This is a genomic window from Pseudoalteromonas sp. MT33b (assembly GCF_014117385.1).
Lineage (GTDB): Bacteria > Pseudomonadota > Gammaproteobacteria > Enterobacterales > Alteromonadaceae > Pseudoalteromonas > Pseudoalteromonas lipolytica.
Map to the genome: position 1 here is coordinate 3321213 of NZ_CP059831.1, position 22933 is coordinate 3344145.

The following is a 22933-nucleotide window of genomic DNA, read 5'->3' on the forward strand; positions in this document are numbered from 1 at the left end:
TATTGCAGGAACAGAAATAATATATAAAAAGAAGCTAGCGAAAGGTTCGCTAGCTTGCTAATTAACTAAAAATTATAACGAATTGAGAAGGTAAGATCTGAATAGTCGTTTACATCTCGATACGCTGCGGTCACTAACCAATCAGCTGTAATCGCATAATTTGCACCGACATGAAGCACGGTATTATTTTCGCTTTCTTCATCATGCAGACGCTCGTAACCGATACCCGCATTTAGCTCTATTGAATCGGTTAATAAGTGCCTAATTTGTGCATTTACAGATAAAATATCAGCTGTATCTGAATCAGAATATCTCTCAGAGTTGGTATCGAGTACTTGTTCTTGATAAGTGATATCTTGCTTGTACAGTACGTCACCTTCAAATTTTAGCTGGCCCAGCTTCGCTGAATAATCAATTTTAGTCACATCAGACAGAGAGTAAATATAGCCTAAAGCTAACTCATAACGCGTGATATCTAACTCTGTACGATAAAGATATTCAGTCTGCCCCGTACCGACTGGGTTGTTGTTCATATCATAAACAGTCACATTGTCGTAGATATCTAACTCTGTAAAGTCATCAGATACTTTTGAGTAGTGGCCTTGCACATACCAGTTTTGTGCAAATTGTTTACTGACGTTGATACCATAGCCCGTGAGAGAAAGATCATCAGCATCATCAATTTTCATTTTCTGATAGCCAGCATCAACATAATCATAGCTAAGAGGTGTGGTGTTTTGTGCCATAACAGCTGTTGATACAAGTGAAAGTGCACCGATAAGTACAGCATATTTCATGTTAAATCATCCTTATTTAAAATCGTGGACAATCTAACAGAGCTAATTTTTTACCACAATAGGAACAACCCTATTTATAGTAAGTAATGTGTAAGAAAATATGAGGTTAAATAACCGCAGAAAATTGGTTTTGAGCCGCAGCAGAGGTTGCCGCTTGATAGAAATTAGCAATTCGTTGAGCGCGTTGATCTACTTCCACGTCACGCTTTGCTGTTTTAGTCTCCGATGCACTCACTTGCGGGCTATCTTCATTGGCAAATTCACGGTTAATTTTAAATGACGCTTGCCCATTTTGCTGCTTATCGTCATCAGACTGAGTCGCTAACTCAGCTTGAGCCGCCGCAAGTTTTTGCGTTGCATCTGCCGCTATAGCACGGTCAGCACCTGAGGGTTCTTGTGGAGCAAGCGCTGCTGCTCGTACAGTTTGCATTTTTTCAATGGTGGCTTTTGGATCCCCCTCGATTTGTGCAACATCGATTTGAACCTCTCCACCAACAGCGTAATTAGTACCATCGGGACCGCGCTGATACTCATAACTTGGCGCACCCGCATATTGCCCACCGACAGATGCATGTGCTTGCTCGTGAATGCGCACTTCAGTATCACGGGCTTTTAATTCCTTTATTTGTTCCGCATCTTGCTGCTCTTGTTCAGCAACTTGTTGCTCTTTTTTTTGTTCTTGCTTTGTTTCTTGTTGCTCTTGTTCCGATTGCTCAGAATCGCCTTGTTGGCGTTCTTGAACTACGGTGTTGTCATCAAGACGGCCTTTCGCATCATAGGTGCCAGCGTCAGTGCCTGGTTGTCTGGCTTTTTCGCCATCGTTTAAAGTTTTATTTTCAGCGTTACTGGGTTTGGTTGCCGTAGGTGCGGGGATTACCTCGCGCAACTGGTTATCACGGCGCGCACTTTCTGTATGCACATTCGCAGTGTTTAAGTTAATGGCCGGATAAGGAGTAACGATGTTCATGATATTTATACTTTAATATCGATTAAAGTGCCCAGTACCTCATCCGCGGTTTGAATGCTATTGATATTCGCCTTGGCATTAAACTCTTCTACTTTTAAGTTGACCAGCGACTCATCAATACGCGCGGGTTGTGATACAGGAGGCGTGACTGCTTCATCGGGGCGAGCGGCTTGTAATTGGCGCTGCTGCGCAAGCTGAGCATCATCTTGTTGATCTATTGAGGCACGGCTAATCTCAGCGCTTGCCTTTTCAATACCTTGGCTAGCACGGTTATAACCTTCTACCGCATTATTAAAAACAGAACCGATTGCCATGATGGTCTCCAACAGTGAGATCTAACCGTAATTATCGCTCACAAAACGAACAAAATAAAGTATAATCCCGCTATTTTTATGGCCTCAAGCTAGGTTTTGTTTAACACACTGATTTAAGAGCTGTTATAAATGCCTCTTTGTGAGAAATAAACGGGGCATGGGATGCTTTATCAATTACCTCGTAGTCAAAATTAGGCTGCAGCGCCTGCATTTTCTTAAGAGCACAATAAGGCACTAACGCATCTAAGCGACCAAAAATGCCGACTATAGGCACCGTTAACTGTGCAAACATAGCGCGTAAATCATCGTGCTGTAGTATATCGAGTCCTGCACTTAGCGCCTGCTCTTTGGGAGCGGGGTATTGATTCAATAATAATTTTAGCTGCTTTATATCATCACGAGCAGACTCACTGCCCATAGCTTGAATAGCGAGAAAGCGTTCTATGGTTTTTTCTCTATGGCTCACTAACTGATCTTTAAACGCATTCAGGACGTCCGGCTTAATACCCGGCCAATCATCGTGCTGGGCAAAAAATGGGGTTGATGCTACCAGCACAACTTTGGCCACTTTGTCAGGCCAGTGCGCAGCAATATACAAAGCAAACAGCCCTCCCAGTGACCAGCCGACAAGTATTGATCCTTCATTTAATTCGCTACTGAGCTGCTCTGCCGCAGCATGCAAAGTGTAAGGTGTTGGTATTGACTGTGCGTTACCAAACCCAGGTAAATCTAAGCAGCGAACTGCGCCATCATGAAAAAACGTAAGTTCAGGCATAATGACTTGCCACACACCTTGATTCATTCCCCAGCCATGTAACAACACCATTTCATTTTGCATATTTATAAACTCTCAACCACACTTAGCGCTCATAATAGCGTTTAAAGGAATGAATGCAATGGCGGGCTTAATTCAGGCGTTTAAAGTCGCTTTAGATGCGCTGTTCCCAAATTTTTGTTTGGGTTGCAGGGGCCACATTGAAAGTAATCAGTCACTCTGCCCACACTGTATGGATGACCTTGCACTTTTTGACTTAGCACGTCATCCAAACCTTTTACATCGCCCCGATATTTGTGACGCTTTTCCTGACTGTCATTTTGATCATCTCATTGCCTGTGCGTGGTATCAAGCACCCTATAAACAATGGCTCATACAGTTAAAATTTAACAATCAACAGCATTATAAAGTGGCTTTACAGCAAATCATAACCAAACAGCTGCAACATGCCCTTGCAGCAAACACACACTGGCCTGATGTATTTATCATAATGCCGTTACATAAAAGGCGTTTTTTATCGCGTGGCTATAACCAAGTAAGCCAAACGTGGTTACCGGTTCTAGAGGGCTTACAGCAAGACGTTATTACGCCTCTTCATAAACAAAAAGCCACCCAGCCACAATCAAAACTAAGTAAAACAAAACGGGTAAAGAATGTAAAAAATGCGTTTGTATGTCAGCAAGATCTGACAGGGAAATCGGTGGCTATTGTTGATGATGTGATGACCTCTGGTGCTACATTAAACGCAGCAACAGAGGCATTAAAACAGGCAGGGGCCAAACAAGTATGGGCAATCCTTACATGTTTGACTCCCCTTAATTAGTCACCCGATGCACTAAATGCATGACCAAAGAACAATGCATTACTTAGTAATCGGCTTGTTCCATACCAGTAACCACGAAAAACGGGATTATCAGTCATACCAATCACACTGCCTTTTCCGTAAGAGTGCGCAATTAAACCTGCAGCACCGGCTACCTGCTCCACATTGACATCATCGGTAAAGCCTGCAAGTAATGGCGTGTCTGTATAAGTAAGTACATTAACAAATGGTGCCTCCGATTTTTCAAGTAACCAAGTGCTATTTTTAAATACAGGTAAGGTATTGCGCTCAAGCGAGAAAGTCAGTGGATGCGATAAGTCAACGTGAGTATTAAAGATGGCACCAGCAATGCGTTGGCGCCCTGCTAAGTCATCTTTATCGGCATAAGTAAGGCCTTTTGTATCAAATGCACTTGCAACATCACGGCGTGACAAATAATTCGCTTTTAATAGTTGCTGATCCGCTAAGAATTTTGCACCGCCTTTATGGCCCCAGATTACCCCGCCTTTACGAACCCACGCTTTTATTGCAATTTTAGTCGCATCATCAAGGCGATTATAATTACCATGCGCAAGCACAATATGGCTGTACTTATCGAGGTTAATATTATCTAAACGCTCCATTTCAATAATACTCGGGGCAATATCAACAAAGCGATCAAGGTAATACCACACTTCGCCTAACTCATACTGGCTGGTTCCTTCGCCACCAATAAGCAGTACCTTAGGTGCTTTAACAACAGCCATAGAACGAGACCCTAAATCAGCCCCTTTCACTGTTAAACCAGAGCTGATGGGAACAATTTCAATACCGAAATCTGTTTGTGCTTGGTTTAAATAACGCACCCAATTAGGGTCTGTTTGAATACCGGCTGGTAATAAAATACTGCCTGGCTCAAAAGCAACCTCACCTGCGGGTGTTTTTGCTGTAAGTGAACTAAGCGCAACACGCGCTTGAACACCTTGCTTAAGTAAGTTATTTAACATTTTAGGAGCAAGGTAGTCATCCCACTTAAATGCATAAGCATAGCTTTGTGGTAACGCAGCGAAGCTTGATTTAACCGTTTTCTGCCACGGCATTTTTGCAATGTTTAAGCCCCAATTGCTGCTCACTTTGGCAAACTCTAAATTAAATGCATGGGCCAATGTCCAGCCCGAAACATCATAAAAAGTATTGTCAACAAAGCGTTGTTGCTCGCTAAAAATCGCTTTTACTAAACGAAATTGTGGCTGTGCTAATGGCACGTAGTAGCTTTTTTCAGAAAAGCTCTGACCATTCACTTTTAAGGGCTCTTCAAGCAAATACGCATTGATTTGGTGTTGCTTTAACACGTCTAAAAAATACGCCATACGGCTATTATCAGCGCCGCCTTTTACCACATAGCCTTTAAAATCTTCATCGCCAGCAAGATCCGTAGCTTTAGTGTAAAACTCAGCTTGATAGTCTAGTAAGTCTTGGCGATTATCAATCGCTGCTTGGAATGTAGATAAGCTCGTTAACAGTTGATTTTTAATAGTAAATGGAAAACTCAACGGGCCGTTAATTGTTTCTTGTAAGTGCCCACGAGAACTGGCTTGTTCAAATAAAATACCCACGCCACCATTTACATCTGGGTAGGTTGACCCCTTGCCATAGTAAAAATCGTCAAAGCTTTCTTCAGTAAAATACAGCGCATTATGCTCATCAAGCGTCTTTGCATGATAATTTGCAATTGCTTTCGTTAATGTCACATTTTCTTCTGGTGTAATTGGGTGTTTACGCGTTGGTATTCCCGGTTGAAAGAAGAATGTGCTATTTGGGCCCATTTCATGAAAGTCAGTTAAAATATTAGGCTTCCAGTGATGGAACTGGGCAATACGCGCACGTGACTCAGGGTGTTGTAGTAACAACCAGTCACGATTTAAATCAAAAAGATAATGGTTAGTACGACTGCTCGGCCAGCTTTCACGGTGCTCACGTGTTTCAGGGTCCGATGATAAGTTCATGCCTCGATTGCTATTTGCCCAATTCGCAAAACGCGCTAAGCCATCAGGATTCAAAGAGGGGTCTAATAAAATAACGGTGTTGTTTAATAAGGTGTCAATTTCAGGCCCTTGTGCCGCAGCAAGATAATAAGCAACTAATAGCGATGCGTTGCTACCTGAAGACTCATTGCCATGCACACTGTAACCCATCCACACAACCGCAGGTTGCTTGCTTGAGTCAGTATTTCCACCGCTTAAGCGAGCTAAATGTGCTTTACGAATTTGCTCTACTTGGCCTAATTTATCTGGCGCAGTAATCGTTAACATGACCAAGGGTCGCTGCTCGTGCGTCCGGCCAATTACTTCAATGTTAATACGCTCACTTTTGTCTGCCAATATTTGCATATACTGAACAAGTTGATCATGGCGTACATGCCACTCGCCCACTTCGTAGCCTAAAACCTCTTGCGGGGTTGGAATAAGCGGATCAAATTTCACATCTTCTTCAAAATAATAGGAAAGTGGTTTTGCTAATGCTGAAAAACTCACTAGCATGGTTAATATTGTTATTATTAAACGCATAGATAGCACCTGTTATTGTTTGATGTTTTCACGCTACCATTCGATAAAATAGATGCAACTTTTTACGCTCAACACTGGCGACAACACGATGAGCGGAGTATGATAGGCAGTATCCGAGTAATTTAGTCAAGTATAGTTCGTTTTATGATTTCTATTTCTGAATCTGCACAATCTCATTTTGCTAAACTTTTAGCAGACCAAGCTGAACAAACTAACATTCGTGTGTTTGTTGTAAACCCAGGTACTTCGCAAGCTGAGTGTGGTGTTTCTTACTGCCCTGAAGACGCAGTTGAAGCAAGCGACATTCGTTTACCATTTAATGGTTTTGATGCCATTGTTGATGCAGAAAGTGCTCCTTTCTTACAAGAAGCTGAAATCGATTTTGTGACTGACAAAATGGGTACTCAGCTAACGCTTAAAGCACCGAATGCAAAAGCACGTAAGCTGACCGACGATGCGACGCTTCAAGAACGTGTTCAACATATGCTTGAAACCGAAGTTAACCCGCAACTTGCTAACCACGGTGGCCAAGTAAGCCTTGTGGAAATTACAGCCGATGGTATTGCAGTACTGCAATTTGGTGGTGGCTGTAATGGTTGTTCAATGATCGATGTGACGTTAAAAGAAGGCATCGAAAAAGAAATGATCGCTAAATTTGATGAGATCACAGGGGTGAGAGATATTACTGATCACAACCCGGGTGAGCACTCATACTACTAATTAGCGCTTAAGATGCTTAAGCAGTGGGTTTTTCGCTTAGGTAGCGACCCCAAATTAAGCCTAAAACGCTTTCTTCGCGGCTTAGCACTGTTTGTGCTAGCCGTGATATTCATTGCTATCGGCTATTATGGACCCGCAATTTTCCAGCTTGTGGGGCTTGTCATTTTAGCTGTTGCATTGTTTTTTGCATTTTGGGGCTACTTAGGTATTTTTGCGAACCGTTTCGCACAAGTGCTTAAGCGTACATCCCCTAAAGATGATGATCTTGACCTGTGGAAATAACCACTCAAATTAACAACTGTTGTTGCTTAACCATTGCGCGATAACGTAGCCATAACGTAACGCCACGCAATAACATAAAGCTTGTCATAGCGAACCATAATCCATGATTTTGCCAGTCGCTTACCAACCAAAATAACCCAAAGAAACCAAATGTCGCGCTTATTAGCATGGTATTTCGCATGTCTTTTGCGCGTGTTAAACCAACAAATACACCATCGAATAAAAAGCACCCCATGGCCGCAATGGGCAATATAATGACCCAAGGTAAGTAGTGTGTAGCCAGACTGACAACCTCAGGCACATCGGTTAAAAGGCGAATAATAGCGCCACCAAACACTAAAAAAATCAGGCTATAAAAGAGCGCAAAGAGTCCTCCCCAGAACAAGCTTAAATTCACCCAAAGTTTGATCTGTTCAACACTCTGCTCCCCTTTGGCTTTGCCTACTTTTGCTTCGCTCGCATAAGCAATACCATCTAAAGCAAAACTCACCAACATCAGAAAGTTCAGCAATACGGCATTAGCTGCTAATGTTGTTTCACCGATTCTAGCGCCATAAAAAGTCATAAAGCTAAAGCACAATTGCAGTGCCAGTGAACGAATGAAAATATCGCGGTTTAAATTAAGCAGCTCGCCTATTTTAGCTACGCTTAACCATGCTTTAACGGCCAAATTAATACCTTGCTTTTTAGCAAGTTGTAACACCAGAAAAACAGCAAAACCGAATGCGATATAATCGGCAATAAGCGAGGCCCAAGCCGCGCCCGCCACTCCCCAATTAAGAAAAACCACAAAGTAAATATCGAGCACAATATTTGTGATATTGGTAATTAATAATAAATAAAATGGACCTCGTCCATAATGTACACCGAGCATCCACCCTAATAGCACCAAATTACAAAGGGCCGCTGGCGCACTAAAAATACGAACAGAAAAATAGCTATACGCCTGTTCTAAAACAGCTTGATTGGCATTTGACAAGTAAGCCATTAAGGATTGAATTGGTGTGCTGAGCGCGATTAATAACAACGCAACCCCAGTTGCAAGCAACAAACTACGCTTTAACAGTTCACCTAGCAAAGTAAGGTCATTTTTACCGTAAGCTTGTGCCACCAGCCCCGTCGTACTCATTCTTAAAAAGCCTGCCAGCCAAAATAGTAACGAAATAACCGTAGAGCCTAACGCTATCCCCGCCAAGTAGTGAGCACTTCCTAAGTGACCAATCACGGCAGTATCAACTAATCCTAACAGTGGGACAGTAATATTTGATAAGATCATTGGACCGGCTAATAACAGCAAACTTTTATGGTGTGCCTTATGACGTTTAAGAAAATGTTTCATGTAATTTTTGCAGTCCTGTTAGGTTTATCAATGCGTGCCCACGGCGCCGTTATTTTACAGTATCATCATGTGAGTGAAACCCTTCCTGCGGTCACCAGTGTCAGCAGTGAAACATTTATAAAACACATGCAGTATTTAAAAGATCATCACTTTACTGTAGTGCCATTAAATGAGCTAATTAGTTCACTGCAATCTGGCAAAGAATTAACCGATAAAACCGTCGCAATTACCTTTGACGATGGTTATAAAAACAATTATGAACAAGCCGCGCCAATTCTTGAGAAGTTCGGCTACCCCTACACTATTTTTGTTAATCCAAAACTGATTGATGAAGGTAAAAGCTATGTCATGACATGGCAGCAATTAAAAGCGCTTTCTAAAAAAGGGGCACTTATTAGTAATCACACCCAAGCGCATAATTACATGCATTTAAAGCAACAGGGTGAAACTGACGCACAATGGCAAGCACGGACTAAAAACGACATTCTCGCAGCACAAAAGCGTATCAAAGAAGAGATTGGTCATGACTATAAATACGTAGCCTATCCCTATGGCGAATTTAATAATTCACTTCAAGCACTGGTTAAGTCAATTGGCTTTGTTGGTATTGGTCAACACTCAGGTGCGGTGGGTATTCATTCTGACTTTACCCGTTTACCACGCTTCCCTGCATCAGGCTTTTACTCCAAACTTGATACATTATCGACAAAATTAGCGTCACAGGCTTTCACTATCAAAGCGTTAAATTACTCAGACAGTGTTACTAACGAGAATCCACCTAGCTTAAGCATTCAATTTGATATGCAAGACTTTCATAAAAGCCAATTTGCGTGCTATGTCTCGGGGATTGGTCAAGCAGACTTAAATTGGACAAGCAAAGACACGGTGCAAATTATCTCGCCAGCTAAATTGAAAAGTGGCCGTTCACGTTTTAATTGTACGGCCCCTTCGATTGAGAAAAAAGGCAGCTATTATTGGTTTTCACAACCTTGGGTGATCACACCTTAACGGCCTGCTTAAGCATTTGCGCGGTAATTTTATCAAGACGCACAATTTCATGAGCCGCATCCAGTTCGATAGCGGCTTTTGGCATGCCCCACACCACTGACGATAACTCGTCTTGTGCAATTGTATAAGCCCCCGCTTGTTTTAATGCCAGTAACCCTTTCGCGCCATCACTCCCCATGCCTGTGAGTAACGCAGCAATCGTGGCTTTTGGACACGCAACCAATAACGAATTAAACAATACATCCACTGCAGGTCGATGGCGATTAACTAATTCAGATGTATCGAGTTGGCAATACAAAGCAGAACCTTGTTTTACAATACTTAAATGTTGATCGCCCGGTGCAATGTAAGCCCAACCGGGGCGTAATTTATCACCGTGCTCTGCCTCTTTGACATTAATTTTACAGGTACGATCCATACGCATAGCAAACGAAGTGCTAAATACTGGCGGAATGTGCTGCGTAATGACAATAGGTGGACATTGCTCAGGCATACGCACCAAAACCTCTTTAATTGCCTCGGTGCCACCTGTCGAAGCACCAATCGCCAGCACACTATTTGCTTTAAATTGTAAGGTTGATAAGGCGCTATCGGCTTCTAGGCTCTGCTCCTTGAATGTGCGAACCCGAGCACCAGCCGCTGTACGTATTTTTTGATGTAATAAATGCGCATACCGTTGCAAACTTTGAGACACGTTAGCGGTCGGTTTTGCTATAAAATCAACCGCTCCCGTTTCAAGCGCTTCGAGGGTAATGGGCGATCCCTTTTGTGTTAATGTTGATATCATTACCACCGGCATAGGCCGTAGACGCATTAAGTTTTTAAGAAAACTTAAACCATCCATTTTGGGCATTTCAATATCAAGCGTTAACACGTCAGGGTTGAGGCGTTTTATTTGTTCTCTCGCTTCGTAGGGGTCTTCTGCAGACCCCACAACGTGAATATCATCTGCTTGCTCAAGAATCTCTTTAAGCAATCCGCGTATCAAAGGAGAATCATCAACAATAAGGACTTTGATCATATGCTCTCCTAAAATAGCTCAATATCCGTTTTTGCATCTTGTTGCTCAATTTCGTGTAAGTATTTAACTTCACGTTCTTCAAGTTTATCTGTATGTAGTTCACGTAGCTTTTTCACCTGTGCTTTTCCCGTTTGCGGATCAAAGATGATCTTACGAGGCCAAGGTCCACCTACATCGTGAGATACTAAATCTAAACCCTCTTCAAGTACATAAGCATTTGCAAAACGAATATTACCCACCCCGATATCTGTCATTGAGCGAATAATTTTACCCCCGCCGAATAACTTTACTTTTAAGTTTCGTTTTGAGGCTCCATTTTTCAGAATTTCATTGATCAAGTACTCCATAGCCCAGTTGCCATAACGGCAATTAAGGCTATGCGCATTGGCGGGATCAACGCCTTTTTCAATCGGTAACATAAAGTGATTCATGCCACCAATGCCTAACCCATCATCGTAGATACACGCTGCAATACAAGACCCTAACACCGTGGTGATGAGTTCATCCGATTTTGAAACATAGAATTCACCCGGCAATACTTTCGCTATCACCTTTTGCCTGCGGTTATCCCAAAAGCGTTTTACATGCTCAAACCCTGGTAAAACTGCTTTATAATGAGTGTTCATAGACCACCTTTTGGTAGATCGTTTGGCCTAAATTCTTAAATTCTCTGTGATCTTTACCGAGTGTCTCTGAGTGCCCCAAAAATAAATGGCCTGAGTTACTAAGTAACTCATAATAGCGTCGAAAGAGTGTATCTTTGGTCGACTTATCAAAGTAAATCACCACATTGCGACAAAAAATCACATCAAAAGGACCTTTCATTGGCCAACTTTGCAGTAAGTTTAAGCGTTTAAAAAAAATGTTTTTTTGTAGCGCTGGTTTCACTTTATAAAGCTGTCCATCGTGGCTTTTTAGAAACCAACGTTTAAGCTGACTGTCTTCTAAGCCATTTACATTCGCAGCCGTGTAAGTGCCTGCTTGTGCTTTCGCAAGCACATTAGAGTCAAGATCGGTGGCCAGTATTTTCACATCCCAATCTTTTGGAAATAAATCACTTAGGGTCATTGCAATTGTGTAAGGCTCTTCACCTGTAGAGCACCCAGCCGACCAAACACGTACTCGCTTGCTCTTCGCATTAGAAACGAGCAGCTTAGGTACAATGGTATTTTTTAGGTAACTAAAGTGATGAGGCTCACGAAAGAAAGAGGTTAAGTTGGTGGTAATTGCATTTATAAACTCGCTAAACTCATGCTCTTTATGCTCTTCTAAGTAATCTAAGTACTCTTTAAAGCTTTTAAGCTTATGAAGCCGTATACGCCTTGCTAGGCGTGAATACACCATTTCTCGTTTATGTTCAGCAAGCACAATACCGCAAGCATCATATACCTGTGACGAAATGTTTTTGAAATCACTGTCTGTCAGTAAAAACTCTTTCATGTCTGGACCCACTAGCCTCAAAGAGTGCGCGCATTATAGTCAAACCATTAACTTAAGTGGTTAATCAGTCCCGCGGGTAAAAACAGCGAGACGATCATAAGCGTGTTAAGCATGATTGCACCGATACGTAAGGTAACCCACTGCAGGTAAGCGGTTACTCATGATCCCCTTACTTTGGTCACCTTGCCGTGTCTTTTTGCTCAATAAGCTTTGTTAGTTCACACCATTGACATTCACTATGGTGAAACGGCAAGCGTATTAAAACTCTTCCCACTCATCGCCTGGGTCAACAAAGTTATTTCCTTTGGGAGCTGAGCGCCCAGACGGGCTCGATTGTTTAATCGGTGACGCTGTCACTCTGCTTGTGATGTCTGTTTCCTCTTGATTCGATAGCGAGAAGAAGTTAAGCAAGCGGCGCATATCATTGGCTTGTTCTGCCATTGATTCACCTGCTGCAGATGCCTGCTCAACAAGCGCCGCATTTTGCTGTGTCATTTCATCCATTTGTGCAATGGCTTTATTTACTTGCTCAATACCTGAGCTTTGCTCTTCCGATGCCTGCGCAATATCCGAAATCATGGCCGTTACGCGTTGTACCGCTGTGACAATTTCTTGTAACGTTGAACCTGATTCATTCACCAATAATGTGCCATCTTCAACTTTGCCGACACTGTCGCGAATAAGCTCTTTAATTTCTTTTGCCGCAGCAGCTGAGCGCTGTGCAAGATTACGCACTTCACCCGCAACAACCGCAAAGCCACGCCCTTGTTCACCAGCACGTGCAGCCTCTACCGCGGCATTTAATGCAAGTAGATTAGTTTGGAAGGCAATTTCATCAATTACACTGATGATATCTGCTATCTTCTTACTCGATTCATTAATAGCCGACATACTCGTTACGGCACGGTTGACAACCTCGCCTCCTTTTTGTGCCTTGCTACGAGTCTCTTCGGCAAGCTCGTTAACCTCTTTTGCATTATCGGCATTTTGACGAACTGTACTGGTCATCTCTTCCATACTTGATGCTGTTTCTTCAAGCGAAGATGCCTGCTCTTCAGTACGTTGACTTAAGTCTGCATTGCCTTGCGAGATTTCTTCTGCACCACTGGCCACCAATGTCGCTGATGTATTTATGCGGTTAATAACCTCCGTTAACTTATCAGCCGTGGCATTCGCATCGCGTTTTAATTTATCAAATGAACCTTGGTACTCTTGTTCAATACGCTTAGATAAATCACCATTAGCCATAGCATCAAGCATATTAGCAGTGTCTTTTACGGCATCATCTACAATACCCACTAAGCTATTTAGGCCCTGTGCTAAACGTAAGAAGAAGCCTGTTTTACCCGCAATTTCAACTCGTGCCTCTAAATCACCTTTACCTGCAGCGGTTACCAGACCAGCGATTTCTTTCTCGATAGCAACTTCTGCGGTTCTATCTTCCCACTCAACAACCGTTCCAATTCGTTCGTTTTCAGGGGTAAAAATAGGGTTAGCTACCAAACCAAAAGTACGTCCACCTACTTGAATCTCAGTGCTGTAGGTATCACTCAGTTTTGATAATAAATTACGTTGATGTGCAGGGTTTTTATGGAACACATCAATATTCTGACCGAGTAAATTACTGCTGTTAAAGTTAGGCAGGTCTTTTCGAAGATCGCTCTCTGCCACTTTCATCATATTGAGCACCGCTTCGTTCATATAGATGATGTCGTTATTCGCATCGGCAATCATGGTGTTAGTGCCTACGCGGTCAAGCGCGCGACGTACCCGTAGATTCTCTTCAGCTTCACGCTTTTCGGCTTCTGCTTTATTGACACTGTCAGTGATATCTTGCCATTCAACAATTGTCCCTAAACGCTTACCCGACGAATTAACCCAAGGGGTTGCAATCAAGCTAAAAATAAGACCCGCTAAGCGCAGTGTCGTTTTATAGGGTTCAGATAAATTCTTTAGTAATTCACGTTGATGTGAAGGATGCTTATGAAAATCATCAACACAGGTGCCAATTAAATTTTCAACAGAAAAGCTAGGCAGCACTGTTTTCAATGCGGCTTCACGTGCTTTGAGCATTTGCTTCACTTGCTCATTTACAAACACTATTTCTAAATCATTGTTAGCCATCATCACATTTGCTTGGCATACACGCAGTGCATTTGACAGGTCAGCATCACGTTTAGATTGTTTTTCAAGCTCCTTCTGTGCAGTGATATCGCTGGCGAATTTAATCACTTTGACTACGCTACCATTGCTATCAATAATTGGGTTATAGGTTGCTTGGATCCAAATTTCTTTGCCGTTTTTACCGAACCGTTTAAATTCATCCGAAATAAATTCACCGCTGCGCAAGCGCTGCCAAAACTGTTGGTATTCGGGACTTTGTGCATCTTCTTCTGCAATAAACATTGAATGATGTTGACCCTGAACTTCTTCTAGCCGATAGCCCATGGCATTTAAAAAATTTGCATTGGCAGTAATGATCGACCCAGACGGTTGAAACTCAATCACTGCAAGCGATTTATTTAATGCTGCAACAACCAAATCATTATTTGACTCAACATTTTTAGGACTGCTAAACCATCCCATACCCTTCACCTTCTTGTTAATCTACCCAATTAAATGTCCATTGTTTTTTGTAGGTCGAGTAACGCGACCATTTTTTCACCCACATTTACTAACCCCGCAACGTACTGTGCGTTATCTGAGTCAGATAGATGTGGCACTGCTTTTGCCTCATGCTCAGCAATGCTATAGACATCCGAAACAGCATCAACAACGATGCCCATAATTTTACTTGCATTCTCTAACTCTACTTTCAGTACAATCACCACGGTGAGTGGCCCATACTCAATAGCCGGAATACCAAATCGCAACCGCAAATCAACAATAGGCACTATCGTGCCACGTAAGTTGATCACCCCCTTGACGAAATCGGGTGAGTTTGGAATAACCGTTATTTCTTCCCAACTGCGTATTTCTTGCACAGTTAAAATATCTACACCGTACTCTTCTTCAGCCATAAAGAAGGTTAGAAACTGTTTAACATCTTGGTCTTGCTCAATATTCAGCTTATTATGTAGGTCATCGTGTGCTGCAATCATGACGCCTCCAAGTTAGCTTTTGACTCTATTATTAGCTCTTGACTGCCGGGCTTTCTAAGCCCTGATAACTTAATTAAGCCACTAATATCAACAATGAGTGAAACGCGGCCATCCCCTAAGATTGTTGCCCCTGAGACGCCATCGACCTTTTGATAATTCGCCTCTAAGCTCTTAATAACAACCTGTTGCTGGGATAATAAGTCATCAACCAATAAACCAATTTTTTGGTTATCACTTTCCACCACCACCAGTAAGGTTTTATCCAGTGTTTCAATCGCACCTTGATGATTAAAAATACTGTATAGACGTAAAATCGGGATGTATTCATCGCGTAGCCGCAACACATCCAAATCTTTTCCAACTCGACTGACCTTCGTGATATCGATTTGCAACGATTCAATAATCGAAATAAGTGGAATAATGTAGGTATGCTCAGCCACACGAACAAGTTGACCATCTAATATAGCCAGCGTGAGTGGTAAGCGAATGGTGAACGTTGAACCAACACCTGGGGCAGACGACACTTCAACGGAACCACTCAAGGCTTCAATATTTCGTCTAACCACATCCATACCAACACCGCGACCCGACAAGTCGCTCACTTGGTCAGCCGTTGAAAAGCCGGGTAAGAAAATTAGTTCGTTAACTTCATTATCAGATAGATCGTCTGCTTCTGATATCAAGCCATTTTTAATGGCTTTTTCGCGTATTTTGGTGGTATTGAGGCCTTGTCCGTCATCCATAATTTCAATGACAATATTACCACCTTGATGAAAGGCATTAAGCGTCACGGTACCAACCGGATTTTTACCGGCAGCAACACGTTTATCGACCGTTTCAAGGCCATGATCAAGCGAGTTTCTAACCAAATGCACCATCGGGTCAGAAATCTTCTCCATCACCGTTTTATCTAACTCAGTTTGCTCACCAAGTAGTTTCAGTTCGACTTGTTTGTCTAGTTTTTGCGAAATATCACGGACTAAACGAGGAAAGCGACTGAACACAAAACTAATAGGCAACATTCTGATTCGCATAACACTTTCTTGTAAATCGCGGGTGTTATGTGCCAGTTGAGCCAGCCCCTCTTGCAACGATGCAATCGTGGCTTCAGTAATTTCTTGCTCACCTAATTGAGTCAGCATAGCTTGTGTGATGACTAACTCACCAACCATGTTGATTAAGGAGTCAACTTTATCAATTCCAACACGGATTGAGGTGGATTCGGTGTTGGTTGTTGTTGATTTTACAGCAGAGACTTTCTTTACTTCGGCATCGGGCTTGGTGGCTGCTTTTTCATTTTTGTTGTCAGTCTCGACCTGCGTTGATGGCGCCGCGTTCACAGCGACTTCATCACCAAATAAACCGCCGCATAAGGTAATCGTAATATCGGCATCATCCTCAACCCATTCGAAAATTTCTTCGATACAACTCTGGTCTTTTTCTGTGGTTAAGAAAAAACGCCACGACAAAAAGCAATCTTCGGGGGCGAGATCGGTAATATCAGGAACAGCATCTTGAAACGCTTGAGTTTCTAAGTCACCTAACTCAGCTAATTCACTGATCATGTACAGCGGTTCATTGCCGGTTTTAAATAAGTGATGATGTGGTTTAAAATCGATTTGGAAAGTATTAATACTGTTTTCGCTTAGTGGCTCCTGCACAGGCTCTGCCACTTTACTTGCCGCACGCATACCGAGTATTTCTTCGAATTTGATTCGCAGTTCATCCGCTTCGGTTAAGTCGGGTTGCTGCTCTGCTTGCAATGCTCTAAGTAAAGCTCGTAAACAATCCACTGATTTTAGTAATAAGTTTACATGTTCGGCCGTTAAATCTCGTGAACCTTCCCGAATTTGGTCTAACAGCGTTTCTAAAACATGGGTAAAATCAGCAACAGAATTAAAGCCAAATGTACCACTGCCCCCTTTAATAGAATGCGCGGCGCGAAAAATAGTGTTGATTGTTTCTGAGTCTTCTTCGCCCGGAACTAAGTTTAATAACTCAGCCTCCATAGCATCCAGTCCTTCAAAGCTTTCTTCGAAAAACACTTCATAAAATTGGCTTAGATCTATACTCATGCCCCGCTCCTATTGTTAGCGAATCACTTTTTTTAAAACCGCTAACAATTGCTCAGGATTAAATGGTTTAACAATCCATCCCGTTGCCCCCGCTGCTTTTCCTTCGGATTTTTTATCAAGGCCAGACTCGGTCGTTAGCATCAATAAAGGGGTAAATTTATAGTTTGGTAAACTACGTAATTCACGTATGAGCGTAATACCATCCATCACTGGCATATTCACATCGGATATAACGGCATCGAAACCTTGCTGTTTAGCTATGTTCAACGCCTCACTGCCATCTTTTGCCTCCGTGACTTCAAAGCCTGCTTTTTTTAGCGTAAAACCTACCATTTGTCGCATAGATGCAGAGTCATCAACAGCTAAAATTCTTTTCATAAAAACCTCTTAATTGGTATTCTCAAGTACAAGATAATGACTTAAGCCCAAACTATTTATTGCCTCTTGCAACGGCTTGCTTTCGCCTACCCAAATAATTTTGTGTTGGACTGAAAGCAAATGCTTTTGTAATGAACATAACAGCTGAATTGAGGCCGTATCGGCACGAGTCACCTCACTAATATCAAGGCAAATATCATCGTTTGCTGACAACTCTTGCAACAAATCTTGATGTAGTGATTCGACTTGAGTGATGGCTAATTCAGTAGGAAGCTTCAACATTACTGGCACTTTCCCTGCTTAAAACAATTCATAACAAAAGCTTAGACCGAGTTATTAAAATTGCCATTAATTGAATTAAAAAATTGTAAAATTTTTTAGTAGCTTACATGTTGAAATCAAAAAAGGGAGCAATCGCTCCCTCGAAAATAATCACACTTGTCTATACAGATACTTAGTGATAATAATCTGCAATTTTTTTAAACTCTTCTGTTAACGTACTGGCGTTAATAAGCGGAACATTGCCCTGTTTAAACTCGGGCTTGAAAATTGCGCGTACCGCGCCATCGGGGTCAACCATCACGACTGACGCACTGTGATCAACAGCATATTCTTGCTCATCACTGTCATTAATCGCGTAAATGAGCCCTAAATCTCTAACAAAGGGAAAGAGCTGTTTATGAGGGCCTGATACGGCTAAAAAATCAGGGTTAAAATAATCAATATAGGCTTTGCGTTTTGCGGTGGTATCTCGTTTTGGATCAACCGCTACAAACCACACTTGTACCGTGTAATCTTGGCTCAGCTGCTGTTGCACACTGGTCAATTTAGCCAACGTCATTGGGCAAATATCAGGGCAACTTGTGTAACCTAAAAAGACTAAATTCCAATGACCTTTGAAGCGACTATTATCGGCGGTGTCGCCATGCTGATCAATCAATGTAAATGACTTAACAGGCTTGGCTTGCTGATACACCAGCGCATCCACATCGGGAGGTGATTTTTCGGGGCTACAGCCCGTTAAAAAAAACACCACTCCCAAACAAAGTGCCACTAAAAAACGCGTCATAAAAGCAACCATTTATCAATAAATAAGGCGATAAAGAGTAGCATTAAATGCACAATTGAAAAACGAAATAAGTCCATCGCGGTATCATCTTTCCCACCCAGTTTTAGTTTTAATGCTTTATAAACGAAAATGGCATTTAACGCACTTGCCGCCATTAAGTATATGCCCCCTGACATACCAATTAAATAAGGTAATACACACACCAATGCCAGTAAAACAGAGTAAGCGACCACACATGTTTTGCAAAATTCGATACCATGAGTAACGGGTAACATCGGAATTTTTGCGCGCTCATAGTCACTTTTACGCGCAATCGCTAACGCCCAGAAGTGAGGCGGAGTCCAGGTAAAAATAATCATAACAAGTAGCCAAGGCGCTGCCGCCATATGACCCGTTTCAGACACCCACCCTAATAAGGGTGGCATAGCACCGGCCAGCCCCCCTATAACAATATTTTGGGGTGTGGCACGCTTTAAAAAAGAAGTGTAAATAAATGCATAACCCACTAACGCAAAAAGTGTCAGTATCGCCGTTAAGGTGTTTGCCCAAATGATCAACATCATAAAGCCTGCAGTACCAATAGCAGCTGCAAAACTTAAAGCATGTTGCTTGCTCAAACGCCCCTTAGCGACAGGACGGTGGCGAGTGCGCGCCATCTTGCTATCAATTTCACTATCAACAACATGATTAATCACCGCAGCAGCGGCTGAAAGTAAACCTATACCCAACAAGCTTGCCAATTGAACAAAAAGACCTCGCCCCATATCAGGAGCAAGTGCTAAACCGACCCATGCGGTGAGAACAAGCATCGCAACGACTTTAAATTTGCTAATCGCAAGATAGTCTTTTAACAACGCATGACCATGAGAAAATATTGATTTTTCAGTACGTAATGTTAAGGCCATTATCGCCTCCTAAGTTCTTGCTTTTAAGTGGAAACATAGTCTAACCATTGTTAATAACAACATGGCTGCCATTAAGTTATGAGCAAGCGCTACGCTTAAAGGGAAATGCCAATGAACAACCGCAAGGCCTAAACAGATTTGACACAGTAAGGCTATTAACACGGTGACCGTGCAATGCTTTATTTTTCGAGAATAAGAGTGCGAATAGATACGCCACATAATGAGTGCCAATACAACACAGGTAACAAGGGCCCAAATACGGTGTAATAAGTGAATAGACATACGTGCCTGCTGCGATAAAACACCATACTCATAAGTACTGTGTTCAAGTGGCAGTTGAAAAACGCTCTTTAACGAGAAAGGTTGAGCATAACTGCACAATGGCAACCCATTGCAGTGCGGTGCCGCATAATTAGCCGCAAGCCACCCTCCTAAGGCAATCTGAAGTATCAAAACGACTAAGCCAATCAAGGCTAATCGGTAATATGGCCGAGCTCCCGCATCCCCACCCACAATGGGTTTTGTGGTTAGCCTCAAGTACAACAAGAACACTAAAGACAAAATACTGAACCCCCCAAGCAAATGCCCCATCACCACTAAAGGTTGTAAGTTCATGGTAACGGTCCACATACCTAGCGCGGCTTGAAATACCACTAATAAAAGGAGCAGTAACGTTAACTTAACTGGGGTAGTTGGGTATTGGCGTTTTAACCAAGCCAAAGCAAACAAAGCCAAAATAAATAACCCAAGCGCACCGGCAAAATAACGATGGATCATTTCTTTCCACGCTTTTGCCGCTTCAAACATCATATCTGGGTAGTTTTGTTCAACATGTAGTAATGCTGTTTCGTGCTTTGGCACCGTTAAAAACCCATAGCAACCGGGCCAGTCCGGGCAGCCTAAACCTGCATCACTGAGCCGTGTATAAGCCCCCAGTCCAACGACTAACACCGACATAAAACACGTAATTAAGACTAAATATTTATAATTTTTATACATCTTTTGCATCCTTACTGAGCTTTAACTTGAACGCGCATAATTAAGTAGTTTTTTTAGATCTTTCAGTAACCCTTTTTGAATTAATCTGTTTTGTTCTGGCTCATCAGTGTAAGGATAGTGCAGTACCACCAAGCCCATATGATCGACCAAATATAAATCTCCCGCTTTAAGCGCTGAGTTTTCATCTAATTGTCGCCAACTAGTGGCTATATCTTGCTGATTTGTAAGAACGGCAACATCAACCTTTTGCTGATTCTTACCCAAGGCAATATGAAGGTTGTCTAAGCTAGCTAACTGGGCTTCACAAACCGAGTAACAGCTTTTTGGGTAGTTAAGCGCAATCGTCCATGGTTTCGGATCGCCCTGCTGCCAATTTGCAAGCTTTACTTCTGTTTCTAACAGCTCCCCGTAATTACTTGAACCGCTGGGCAGCCAATCAAGTTTCAATGCTGTATACGCTAACGCCAGTGGCACAAAGCAACATAGAGCAAATAAACTAAGTGGATTAACTTTCATTACGTCTCCTTCTCATCGCAAAATAAGCTATAACAACACAGGCCGCACCAATGAGCAGCCACTGCACAGCGTAGGCATAATGCTTGTCTGGCCCCATCACCACACTTTCGTAATGAGGAGTCGCTATGTCATCAGCTGCAAGGCGGTAGGCTAAAAACGGTTGCAGAGGTTGCGCTAGTTGACGACTAAAAATGTCTAAATCAATTGCTTGAATACGCTTAGGCCAGCCAGCTTCAGCGCCAATTTCATCTGCTAGCGTAAAGCCTTGCAGCTGACCTTGTTTGAGTTGCACTGTGGTAGATATGTGTGAAGGTTGAGGCCAATTTACGGTGGGGAGTTGACTACGATCAACCGGTGCCTTCAACCAGCCGAAATTAACAATGACAGGCGCTATATCATCATTAATTTTTACAGCAGCAAGTAGGTCGTATCCTACTTGTCCTTGGTAAATCTGATTATCTAACAGCCAATAACGCTGCGTATTGATGAGCCCATTCAAAGTCAGCTTTAAACCTGTTTTATCAACCTGATTAGGTAATAATTGAAATGCCTGCCAGTCCATTACACCTTGCTGTTCTGACTGCTCAAGCTGGCTTAATTGCTGTTGTTTTTGCTCACCACGTTGATACTGCCACACACTCAGCCGTAAACACACCAGCACCGCAAGTGACACAACGCAAATTGCAATAATTGAGCTAAGCTTTTGTTTACGCCTTAAAATCAACTGCATCTAGGAAACCTAAAATGATAAAAATCATCATTACACTGTTATTGTTATATATAGTGTTTAATCTGTTTCGGGCGCTATTTGTGATGATGTCTACTAAGCAACACTCGCGACCTATGTCTCACTATTTAGGTCGACGAGTGTTTTTCTCTGCCATGGTACTGATCATCATTATTGCGGCATTAAAACTGGGCTTTATTCACACTAACCCATCGCCAATTCATAACGCTACAGCACGTACACAAATACAAATAAACACAACCACACCACATCAACAAAGTGCCAGTACCAAGCCGCAGCTTGAAAGGCAAAATGCTTTTCACTGGTAAAGTGACCTTTAAAAATTCGCAGCAGTACCACAAATAAAATAATCGTCCCTAAGGTCACATGCATGCCGTGAAAGCCGGTCAGCAAAAAGAAGGTATTGCCATACACTCCCGCATCAAGGGTTAGACCCAAGTCTTGGTATGCATGCATATACTCATAAACTTGCAGAGCCAAAAACACCACACCAAGCAACACAGTGAGTGATAAGAACGTTTTGAGTGCCCCCCGCTTATTGTTTTCTATGGCAACATGCGCAAAGTGGATAGTGACCGATGAAGTTAATAGAATAAGGGTATTAATCAGCGGTAAGCCTTGCCAACCCATTGCTTGTGTTGTCTCTCCCGCAGGGGTTGTCAACAATGGCCATACGGCCTCAAATGAAGGCCAAAGTACCTCGTTGGTCATGGCATTATTCCCCGCACCACCTAACCAAGGTACCGAGATCATGCGGGCGTAAAATAATGCCCCAAAGAACGCCATAAAAAACATCACTTCAGAAAAAATAAACCAACTCATACCTTGTCTGAATGAGCGATCCATTTGTGCTGAATATAACCCTTTGTGCGACTCTTCAATCACGTTTTTAAACCAACTAAAAACCATATATATGAGGATCGCAATACCAAGATATAAGACGAACTGACCACTGTTTCCTTCGCCGTTTACTTGCATTACAGTGAGGCCTGCGCCTACTGCAATTAAAAACATTGCGACAGCCCCAACAATTGGCCAAGGACTCTCGGCTGGCACATAATATTTTTCGTAATTTTGATTCATTTTGTTTGCTCCTAATTAGCAATTAGC

The 22933-nt window shown here is 42.4% G+C and carries 25 protein-coding genes; 5 read left to right on the forward strand and 20 right to left on the reverse strand.

Features of this window, described 5'->3' with window-relative positions; all coding sequences use genetic code 11:
* Positions 1 to 65: 65 nt before the first annotated feature.
* From H3302_RS14965 to bioH, 4 genes are all read right to left on the reverse strand, one after another.
* Positions 66 to 797, reverse strand: coding sequence for an outer membrane beta-barrel protein (locus H3302_RS14965; RefSeq protein WP_065979407.1), 732 nt, complete (start codon positions 795 to 797; stop codon positions 66 to 68).
* A gap of 106 nt (positions 798 to 903) precedes the next feature.
* Positions 904 to 1764: a putative metalloprotease CJM1_0395 family protein gene (locus H3302_RS14970; RefSeq protein WP_074989202.1), complete on the reverse strand. Its 861-nt coding sequence runs from the start codon at positions 1762 to 1764 to the stop codon at positions 904 to 906.
* A 5-nt stretch (positions 1765 to 1769) separates the two neighbouring features.
* The gene (locus tag H3302_RS14975) at positions 1770 to 2078 is read right to left on the reverse strand and encodes a hypothetical protein (RefSeq protein WP_036973397.1); all 309 of its coding nucleotides are present in this window, start codon (positions 2076 to 2078) and stop codon (positions 1770 to 1772) included.
* Positions 2079 to 2178: 100 nt separating this feature from the next.
* On the reverse strand, positions 2179 to 2916 hold the full coding sequence (bioH, locus tag H3302_RS14980) for a pimeloyl-ACP methyl ester esterase BioH (protein ID WP_182395760.1): 738 nt from the start codon (positions 2914 to 2916) through the stop codon (positions 2179 to 2181).
* Between the two features lie 58 nt (positions 2917 to 2974).
* Here bioH and H3302_RS14985 point away from each other — a divergent pair, with 58 nt between their 5' ends.
* Positions 2975 to 3676: a ComF family protein gene (locus H3302_RS14985; RefSeq protein WP_074989201.1), complete on the forward strand. Its 702-nt coding sequence runs from the start codon at positions 2975 to 2977 to the stop codon at positions 3674 to 3676.
* On the opposite strand, the gene H3302_RS14990 is transcribed toward H3302_RS14985, so the two are convergent.
* Positions 3673 to 6222, reverse strand: coding sequence for a M14 metallopeptidase family protein (locus H3302_RS14990; protein WP_065979410.1), 2550 nt, complete (start codon positions 6220 to 6222; stop codon positions 3673 to 3675). The two genes, H3302_RS14985 and H3302_RS14990, sit on opposite strands and share 4 nt — an antisense overlap.
* A 144-nt stretch (positions 6223 to 6366) precedes the next feature.
* Between H3302_RS14990 and nfuA the strand changes: the two genes are divergently transcribed.
* Both nfuA and H3302_RS15000 read left to right on the forward strand, forming a co-directional pair.
* On the forward strand, positions 6367 to 6942 hold the full coding sequence (nfuA, locus tag H3302_RS14995; protein WP_036973401.1) for a Fe-S biogenesis protein NfuA: 576 nt from the start codon (positions 6367 to 6369) through the stop codon (positions 6940 to 6942).
* A gap of 12 nt (positions 6943 to 6954) precedes the next feature.
* Entirely contained in the window at positions 6955 to 7224 is a 270-nt protein-coding gene (locus H3302_RS15000; protein ID WP_118844723.1) for a hypothetical protein, read from the forward strand.
* A 4-nt stretch (positions 7225 to 7228) separates the two neighbouring features.
* On the opposite strand, the gene dinF is transcribed toward H3302_RS15000, so the two are convergent.
* Complete coding sequence (gene dinF, locus H3302_RS15005; RefSeq protein ID WP_231387291.1) at positions 7229 to 8500, reverse strand: MATE family efflux transporter DinF; 1272 nt, start codon at positions 8498 to 8500, stop codon at positions 7229 to 7231.
* 39 nt (positions 8501 to 8539) lie between these two features.
* On the opposite strand from dinF, the gene H3302_RS15010 reads away from it, so the two are divergent.
* The gene (locus H3302_RS15010) at positions 8540 to 9571 is read left to right on the forward strand and encodes a polysaccharide deacetylase family protein (RefSeq protein WP_036973405.1); all 1032 of its coding nucleotides are present in this window, start codon (positions 8540 to 8542) and stop codon (positions 9569 to 9571) included.
* Here the strand turns inward: H3302_RS15010 and H3302_RS15015 are convergent.
* The 13 genes from H3302_RS15015 to H3302_RS15075 form a co-directional block, all read right to left on the reverse strand.
* A complete protein-coding gene (locus H3302_RS15015) occupies positions 9561 to 10592 on the reverse strand; it encodes a chemotaxis response regulator protein-glutamate methylesterase (RefSeq protein ID WP_118844725.1) in 1032 nt (343 codons plus the stop codon). The two genes, H3302_RS15010 and H3302_RS15015, sit on opposite strands and share 11 nt — an antisense overlap.
* 8 nt (positions 10593 to 10600) lie before the next feature.
* The gene (gene cheD, locus H3302_RS15020) at positions 10601 to 11218 is read right to left on the reverse strand and encodes a chemoreceptor glutamine deamidase CheD (protein ID WP_036973407.1); all 618 of its coding nucleotides are present in this window, start codon (positions 11216 to 11218) and stop codon (positions 10601 to 10603) included.
* Positions 11202 to 12032: a protein-glutamate O-methyltransferase CheR gene (locus tag H3302_RS15025; RefSeq protein ID WP_036973409.1), complete on the reverse strand. Its 831-nt coding sequence runs from the start codon at positions 12030 to 12032 to the stop codon at positions 11202 to 11204. The genes cheD and H3302_RS15025 overlap by 17 nt, the downstream gene beginning before the upstream one ends.
* Positions 12033 to 12290: 258 nt before the next feature.
* Positions 12291 to 14618, reverse strand: coding sequence for a methyl-accepting chemotaxis protein (locus H3302_RS15030; protein ID WP_065979414.1), 2328 nt, complete (start codon positions 14616 to 14618; stop codon positions 12291 to 12293).
* A 29-nt stretch (positions 14619 to 14647) separates the two neighbouring features.
* On the reverse strand, positions 14648 to 15133 hold the full coding sequence (locus H3302_RS15035) for a chemotaxis protein CheW (protein WP_065979415.1): 486 nt from the start codon (positions 15131 to 15133) through the stop codon (positions 14648 to 14650).
* Positions 15130 to 17208 carry a chemotaxis protein CheA gene (locus H3302_RS15040; protein ID WP_182395763.1) on the reverse strand — a complete coding sequence of 693 codons (2079 nt, stop codon included), beginning with the start codon at positions 17206 to 17208 and terminating at the stop codon, positions 15130 to 15132. Before H3302_RS15040 ends, H3302_RS15035 begins: the two co-directional genes overlap by 4 nt.
* A 15-nt stretch (positions 17209 to 17223) precedes the next feature.
* Complete coding sequence (locus H3302_RS15045) at positions 17224 to 17586, reverse strand: response regulator (protein ID WP_036973415.1); 363 nt, start codon at positions 17584 to 17586, stop codon at positions 17224 to 17226.
* Positions 17587 to 17595: 9 nt separating this feature from the next.
* Complete coding sequence (locus H3302_RS15050; RefSeq protein ID WP_036973417.1) at positions 17596 to 17868, reverse strand: lipid asymmetry maintenance protein MlaB; 273 nt, start codon at positions 17866 to 17868, stop codon at positions 17596 to 17598.
* 172 nt (positions 17869 to 18040) lie between these two features.
* Positions 18041 to 18655 carry an SCO family protein gene (locus H3302_RS15055; RefSeq protein ID WP_182395765.1) on the reverse strand — a complete coding sequence of 205 codons (615 nt, stop codon included), beginning with the start codon at positions 18653 to 18655 and terminating at the stop codon, positions 18041 to 18043.
* Positions 18652 to 19560, reverse strand: a complete 909-nt coding sequence (gene cyoE, locus H3302_RS15060) for a heme o synthase (protein ID WP_036973419.1) — start codon at positions 19558 to 19560, stop codon at positions 18652 to 18654. Before cyoE ends, H3302_RS15055 begins: the two co-directional genes overlap by 4 nt.
* Before the next feature lie 9 nt (positions 19561 to 19569).
* Positions 19570 to 20559, reverse strand: a complete 990-nt coding sequence (locus H3302_RS15065; protein WP_118844728.1) for a heme A synthase — start codon at positions 20557 to 20559, stop codon at positions 19570 to 19572.
* Positions 20560 to 20580: 21 nt separating this feature from the next.
* Positions 20581 to 21075 carry a transmembrane cytochrome oxidase associated protein gene (locus H3302_RS15070; RefSeq protein ID WP_118844729.1) on the reverse strand — a complete coding sequence of 165 codons (495 nt, stop codon included), beginning with the start codon at positions 21073 to 21075 and terminating at the stop codon, positions 20581 to 20583.
* Positions 21065 to 21805: an SURF1 family protein gene (locus H3302_RS15075; protein WP_036973424.1), complete on the reverse strand. Its 741-nt coding sequence runs from the start codon at positions 21803 to 21805 to the stop codon at positions 21065 to 21067. The genes H3302_RS15070 and H3302_RS15075 overlap by 11 nt, the downstream gene beginning before the upstream one ends.
* Positions 21806 to 21819: 14 nt before the next feature.
* On the opposite strand from H3302_RS15075, the gene H3302_RS15080 reads away from it, so the two are divergent.
* On the forward strand, positions 21820 to 22131 hold the full coding sequence (locus H3302_RS15080) for a DUF2909 domain-containing protein (protein ID WP_074989191.1): 312 nt from the start codon (positions 21820 to 21822) through the stop codon (positions 22129 to 22131).
* Here the strand turns inward: H3302_RS15080 and H3302_RS15085 are convergent.
* Positions 22031 to 22906 (reverse strand): cytochrome c oxidase subunit 3, encoded by an 876-nt coding sequence (locus H3302_RS15085; protein ID WP_036973425.1) that lies wholly within the window; start codon positions 22904 to 22906, stop codon positions 22031 to 22033. The two genes, H3302_RS15080 and H3302_RS15085, sit on opposite strands and share 101 nt — an antisense overlap.
* Positions 22907 to 22933: the final 27 nt, after the last annotated feature.

Bases quoted from the DNA above. Each gene is read 5' to 3' on its own strand.
- H3302_RS15075 (WP_036973424.1), bottom strand. From the start codon at position 21,805: ATGCAGTTGATTTTAAGGCGTAAACAAAAGCTTAGCTCAATTATTGCA.
- H3302_RS14975 (WP_036973397.1), bottom strand. From the start codon at position 2,078: ATGGCAATCGGTTCTGTTTTTAATAATGCGGTAGAAGGTTATAACCGT.
- dinF (WP_231387291.1), bottom strand. From the start codon at position 8,500: ATGATCTTATCAAATATTACTGTCCCACTGTTAGGATTAGTTGATACT.
- cyoE (WP_036973419.1), bottom strand. From the start codon at position 19,560: ATGGCCTTAACATTACGTACTGAAAAATCAATATTTTCTCATGGTCAT.
- H3302_RS15025 (WP_036973409.1), bottom strand. From the start codon at position 12,032: ATGAAAGAGTTTTTACTGACAGACAGTGATTTCAAAAACATTTCGTCA.
- H3302_RS15030 (WP_065979414.1), bottom strand. From the start codon at position 14,618: ATGGGATGGTTTAGCAGTCCTAAAAATGTTGAGTCAAATAATGATTTG.
- H3302_RS15080 (WP_074989191.1), top strand. From the start codon at position 21,820: ATGATAAAAATCATCATTACACTGTTATTGTTATATATAGTGTTTAAT.
- H3302_RS14970 (WP_074989202.1), bottom strand. From the start codon at position 1,764: ATGAACATCGTTACTCCTTATCCGGCCATTAACTTAAACACTGCGAAT.
- H3302_RS15085 (WP_036973425.1), bottom strand. From the start codon at position 22,906: ATGAATCAAAATTACGAAAAATATTATGTGCCAGCCGAGAGTCCTTGG.
- H3302_RS15010 (WP_036973405.1), top strand. From the start codon at position 8,540: ATGACGTTTAAGAAAATGTTTCATGTAATTTTTGCAGTCCTGTTAGGT.
- H3302_RS15045 (WP_036973415.1), bottom strand. From the start codon at position 17,586: ATGAAAAGAATTTTAGCTGTTGATGACTCTGCATCTATGCGACAAATG.
- H3302_RS15050 (WP_036973417.1), bottom strand. From the start codon at position 17,868: ATGTTGAAGCTTCCTACTGAATTAGCCATCACTCAAGTCGAATCACTA.
- H3302_RS14985 (WP_074989201.1), top strand. From the start codon at position 2,975: ATGGCGGGCTTAATTCAGGCGTTTAAAGTCGCTTTAGATGCGCTGTTC.
- bioH (WP_182395760.1), bottom strand. From the start codon at position 2,916: ATGCAAAATGAAATGGTGTTGTTACATGGCTGGGGAATGAATCAAGGT.
- nfuA (WP_036973401.1), top strand. From the start codon at position 6,367: ATGATTTCTATTTCTGAATCTGCACAATCTCATTTTGCTAAACTTTTA.
- H3302_RS15015 (WP_118844725.1), bottom strand. From the start codon at position 10,592: ATGATCAAAGTCCTTATTGTTGATGATTCTCCTTTGATACGCGGATTG.
- H3302_RS14965 (WP_065979407.1), bottom strand. From the start codon at position 797: ATGAAATATGCTGTACTTATCGGTGCACTTTCACTTGTATCAACAGCT.
- H3302_RS15070 (WP_118844729.1), bottom strand. From the start codon at position 21,075: ATGAAAGTTAATCCACTTAGTTTATTTGCTCTATGTTGCTTTGTGCCA.
- cheD (WP_036973407.1), bottom strand. From the start codon at position 11,218: ATGAACACTCATTATAAAGCAGTTTTACCAGGGTTTGAGCATGTAAAA.
- H3302_RS15040 (WP_182395763.1), bottom strand. From the start codon at position 17,208: ATGAGTATAGATCTAAGCCAATTTTATGAAGTGTTTTTCGAAGAAAGC.
- H3302_RS15000 (WP_118844723.1), top strand. From the start codon at position 6,955: ATGCTTAAGCAGTGGGTTTTTCGCTTAGGTAGCGACCCCAAATTAAGC.
- H3302_RS15055 (WP_182395765.1), bottom strand. From the start codon at position 18,655: ATGACGCGTTTTTTAGTGGCACTTTGTTTGGGAGTGGTGTTTTTTTTA.
- H3302_RS14990 (WP_065979410.1), bottom strand. From the start codon at position 6,222: ATGCGTTTAATAATAACAATATTAACCATGCTAGTGAGTTTTTCAGCA.
- H3302_RS15035 (WP_065979415.1), bottom strand. From the start codon at position 15,133: ATGATTGCAGCACACGATGACCTACATAATAAGCTGAATATTGAGCAA.
- H3302_RS15065 (WP_118844728.1), bottom strand. From the start codon at position 20,559: ATGTATAAAAATTATAAATATTTAGTCTTAATTACGTGTTTTATGTCG.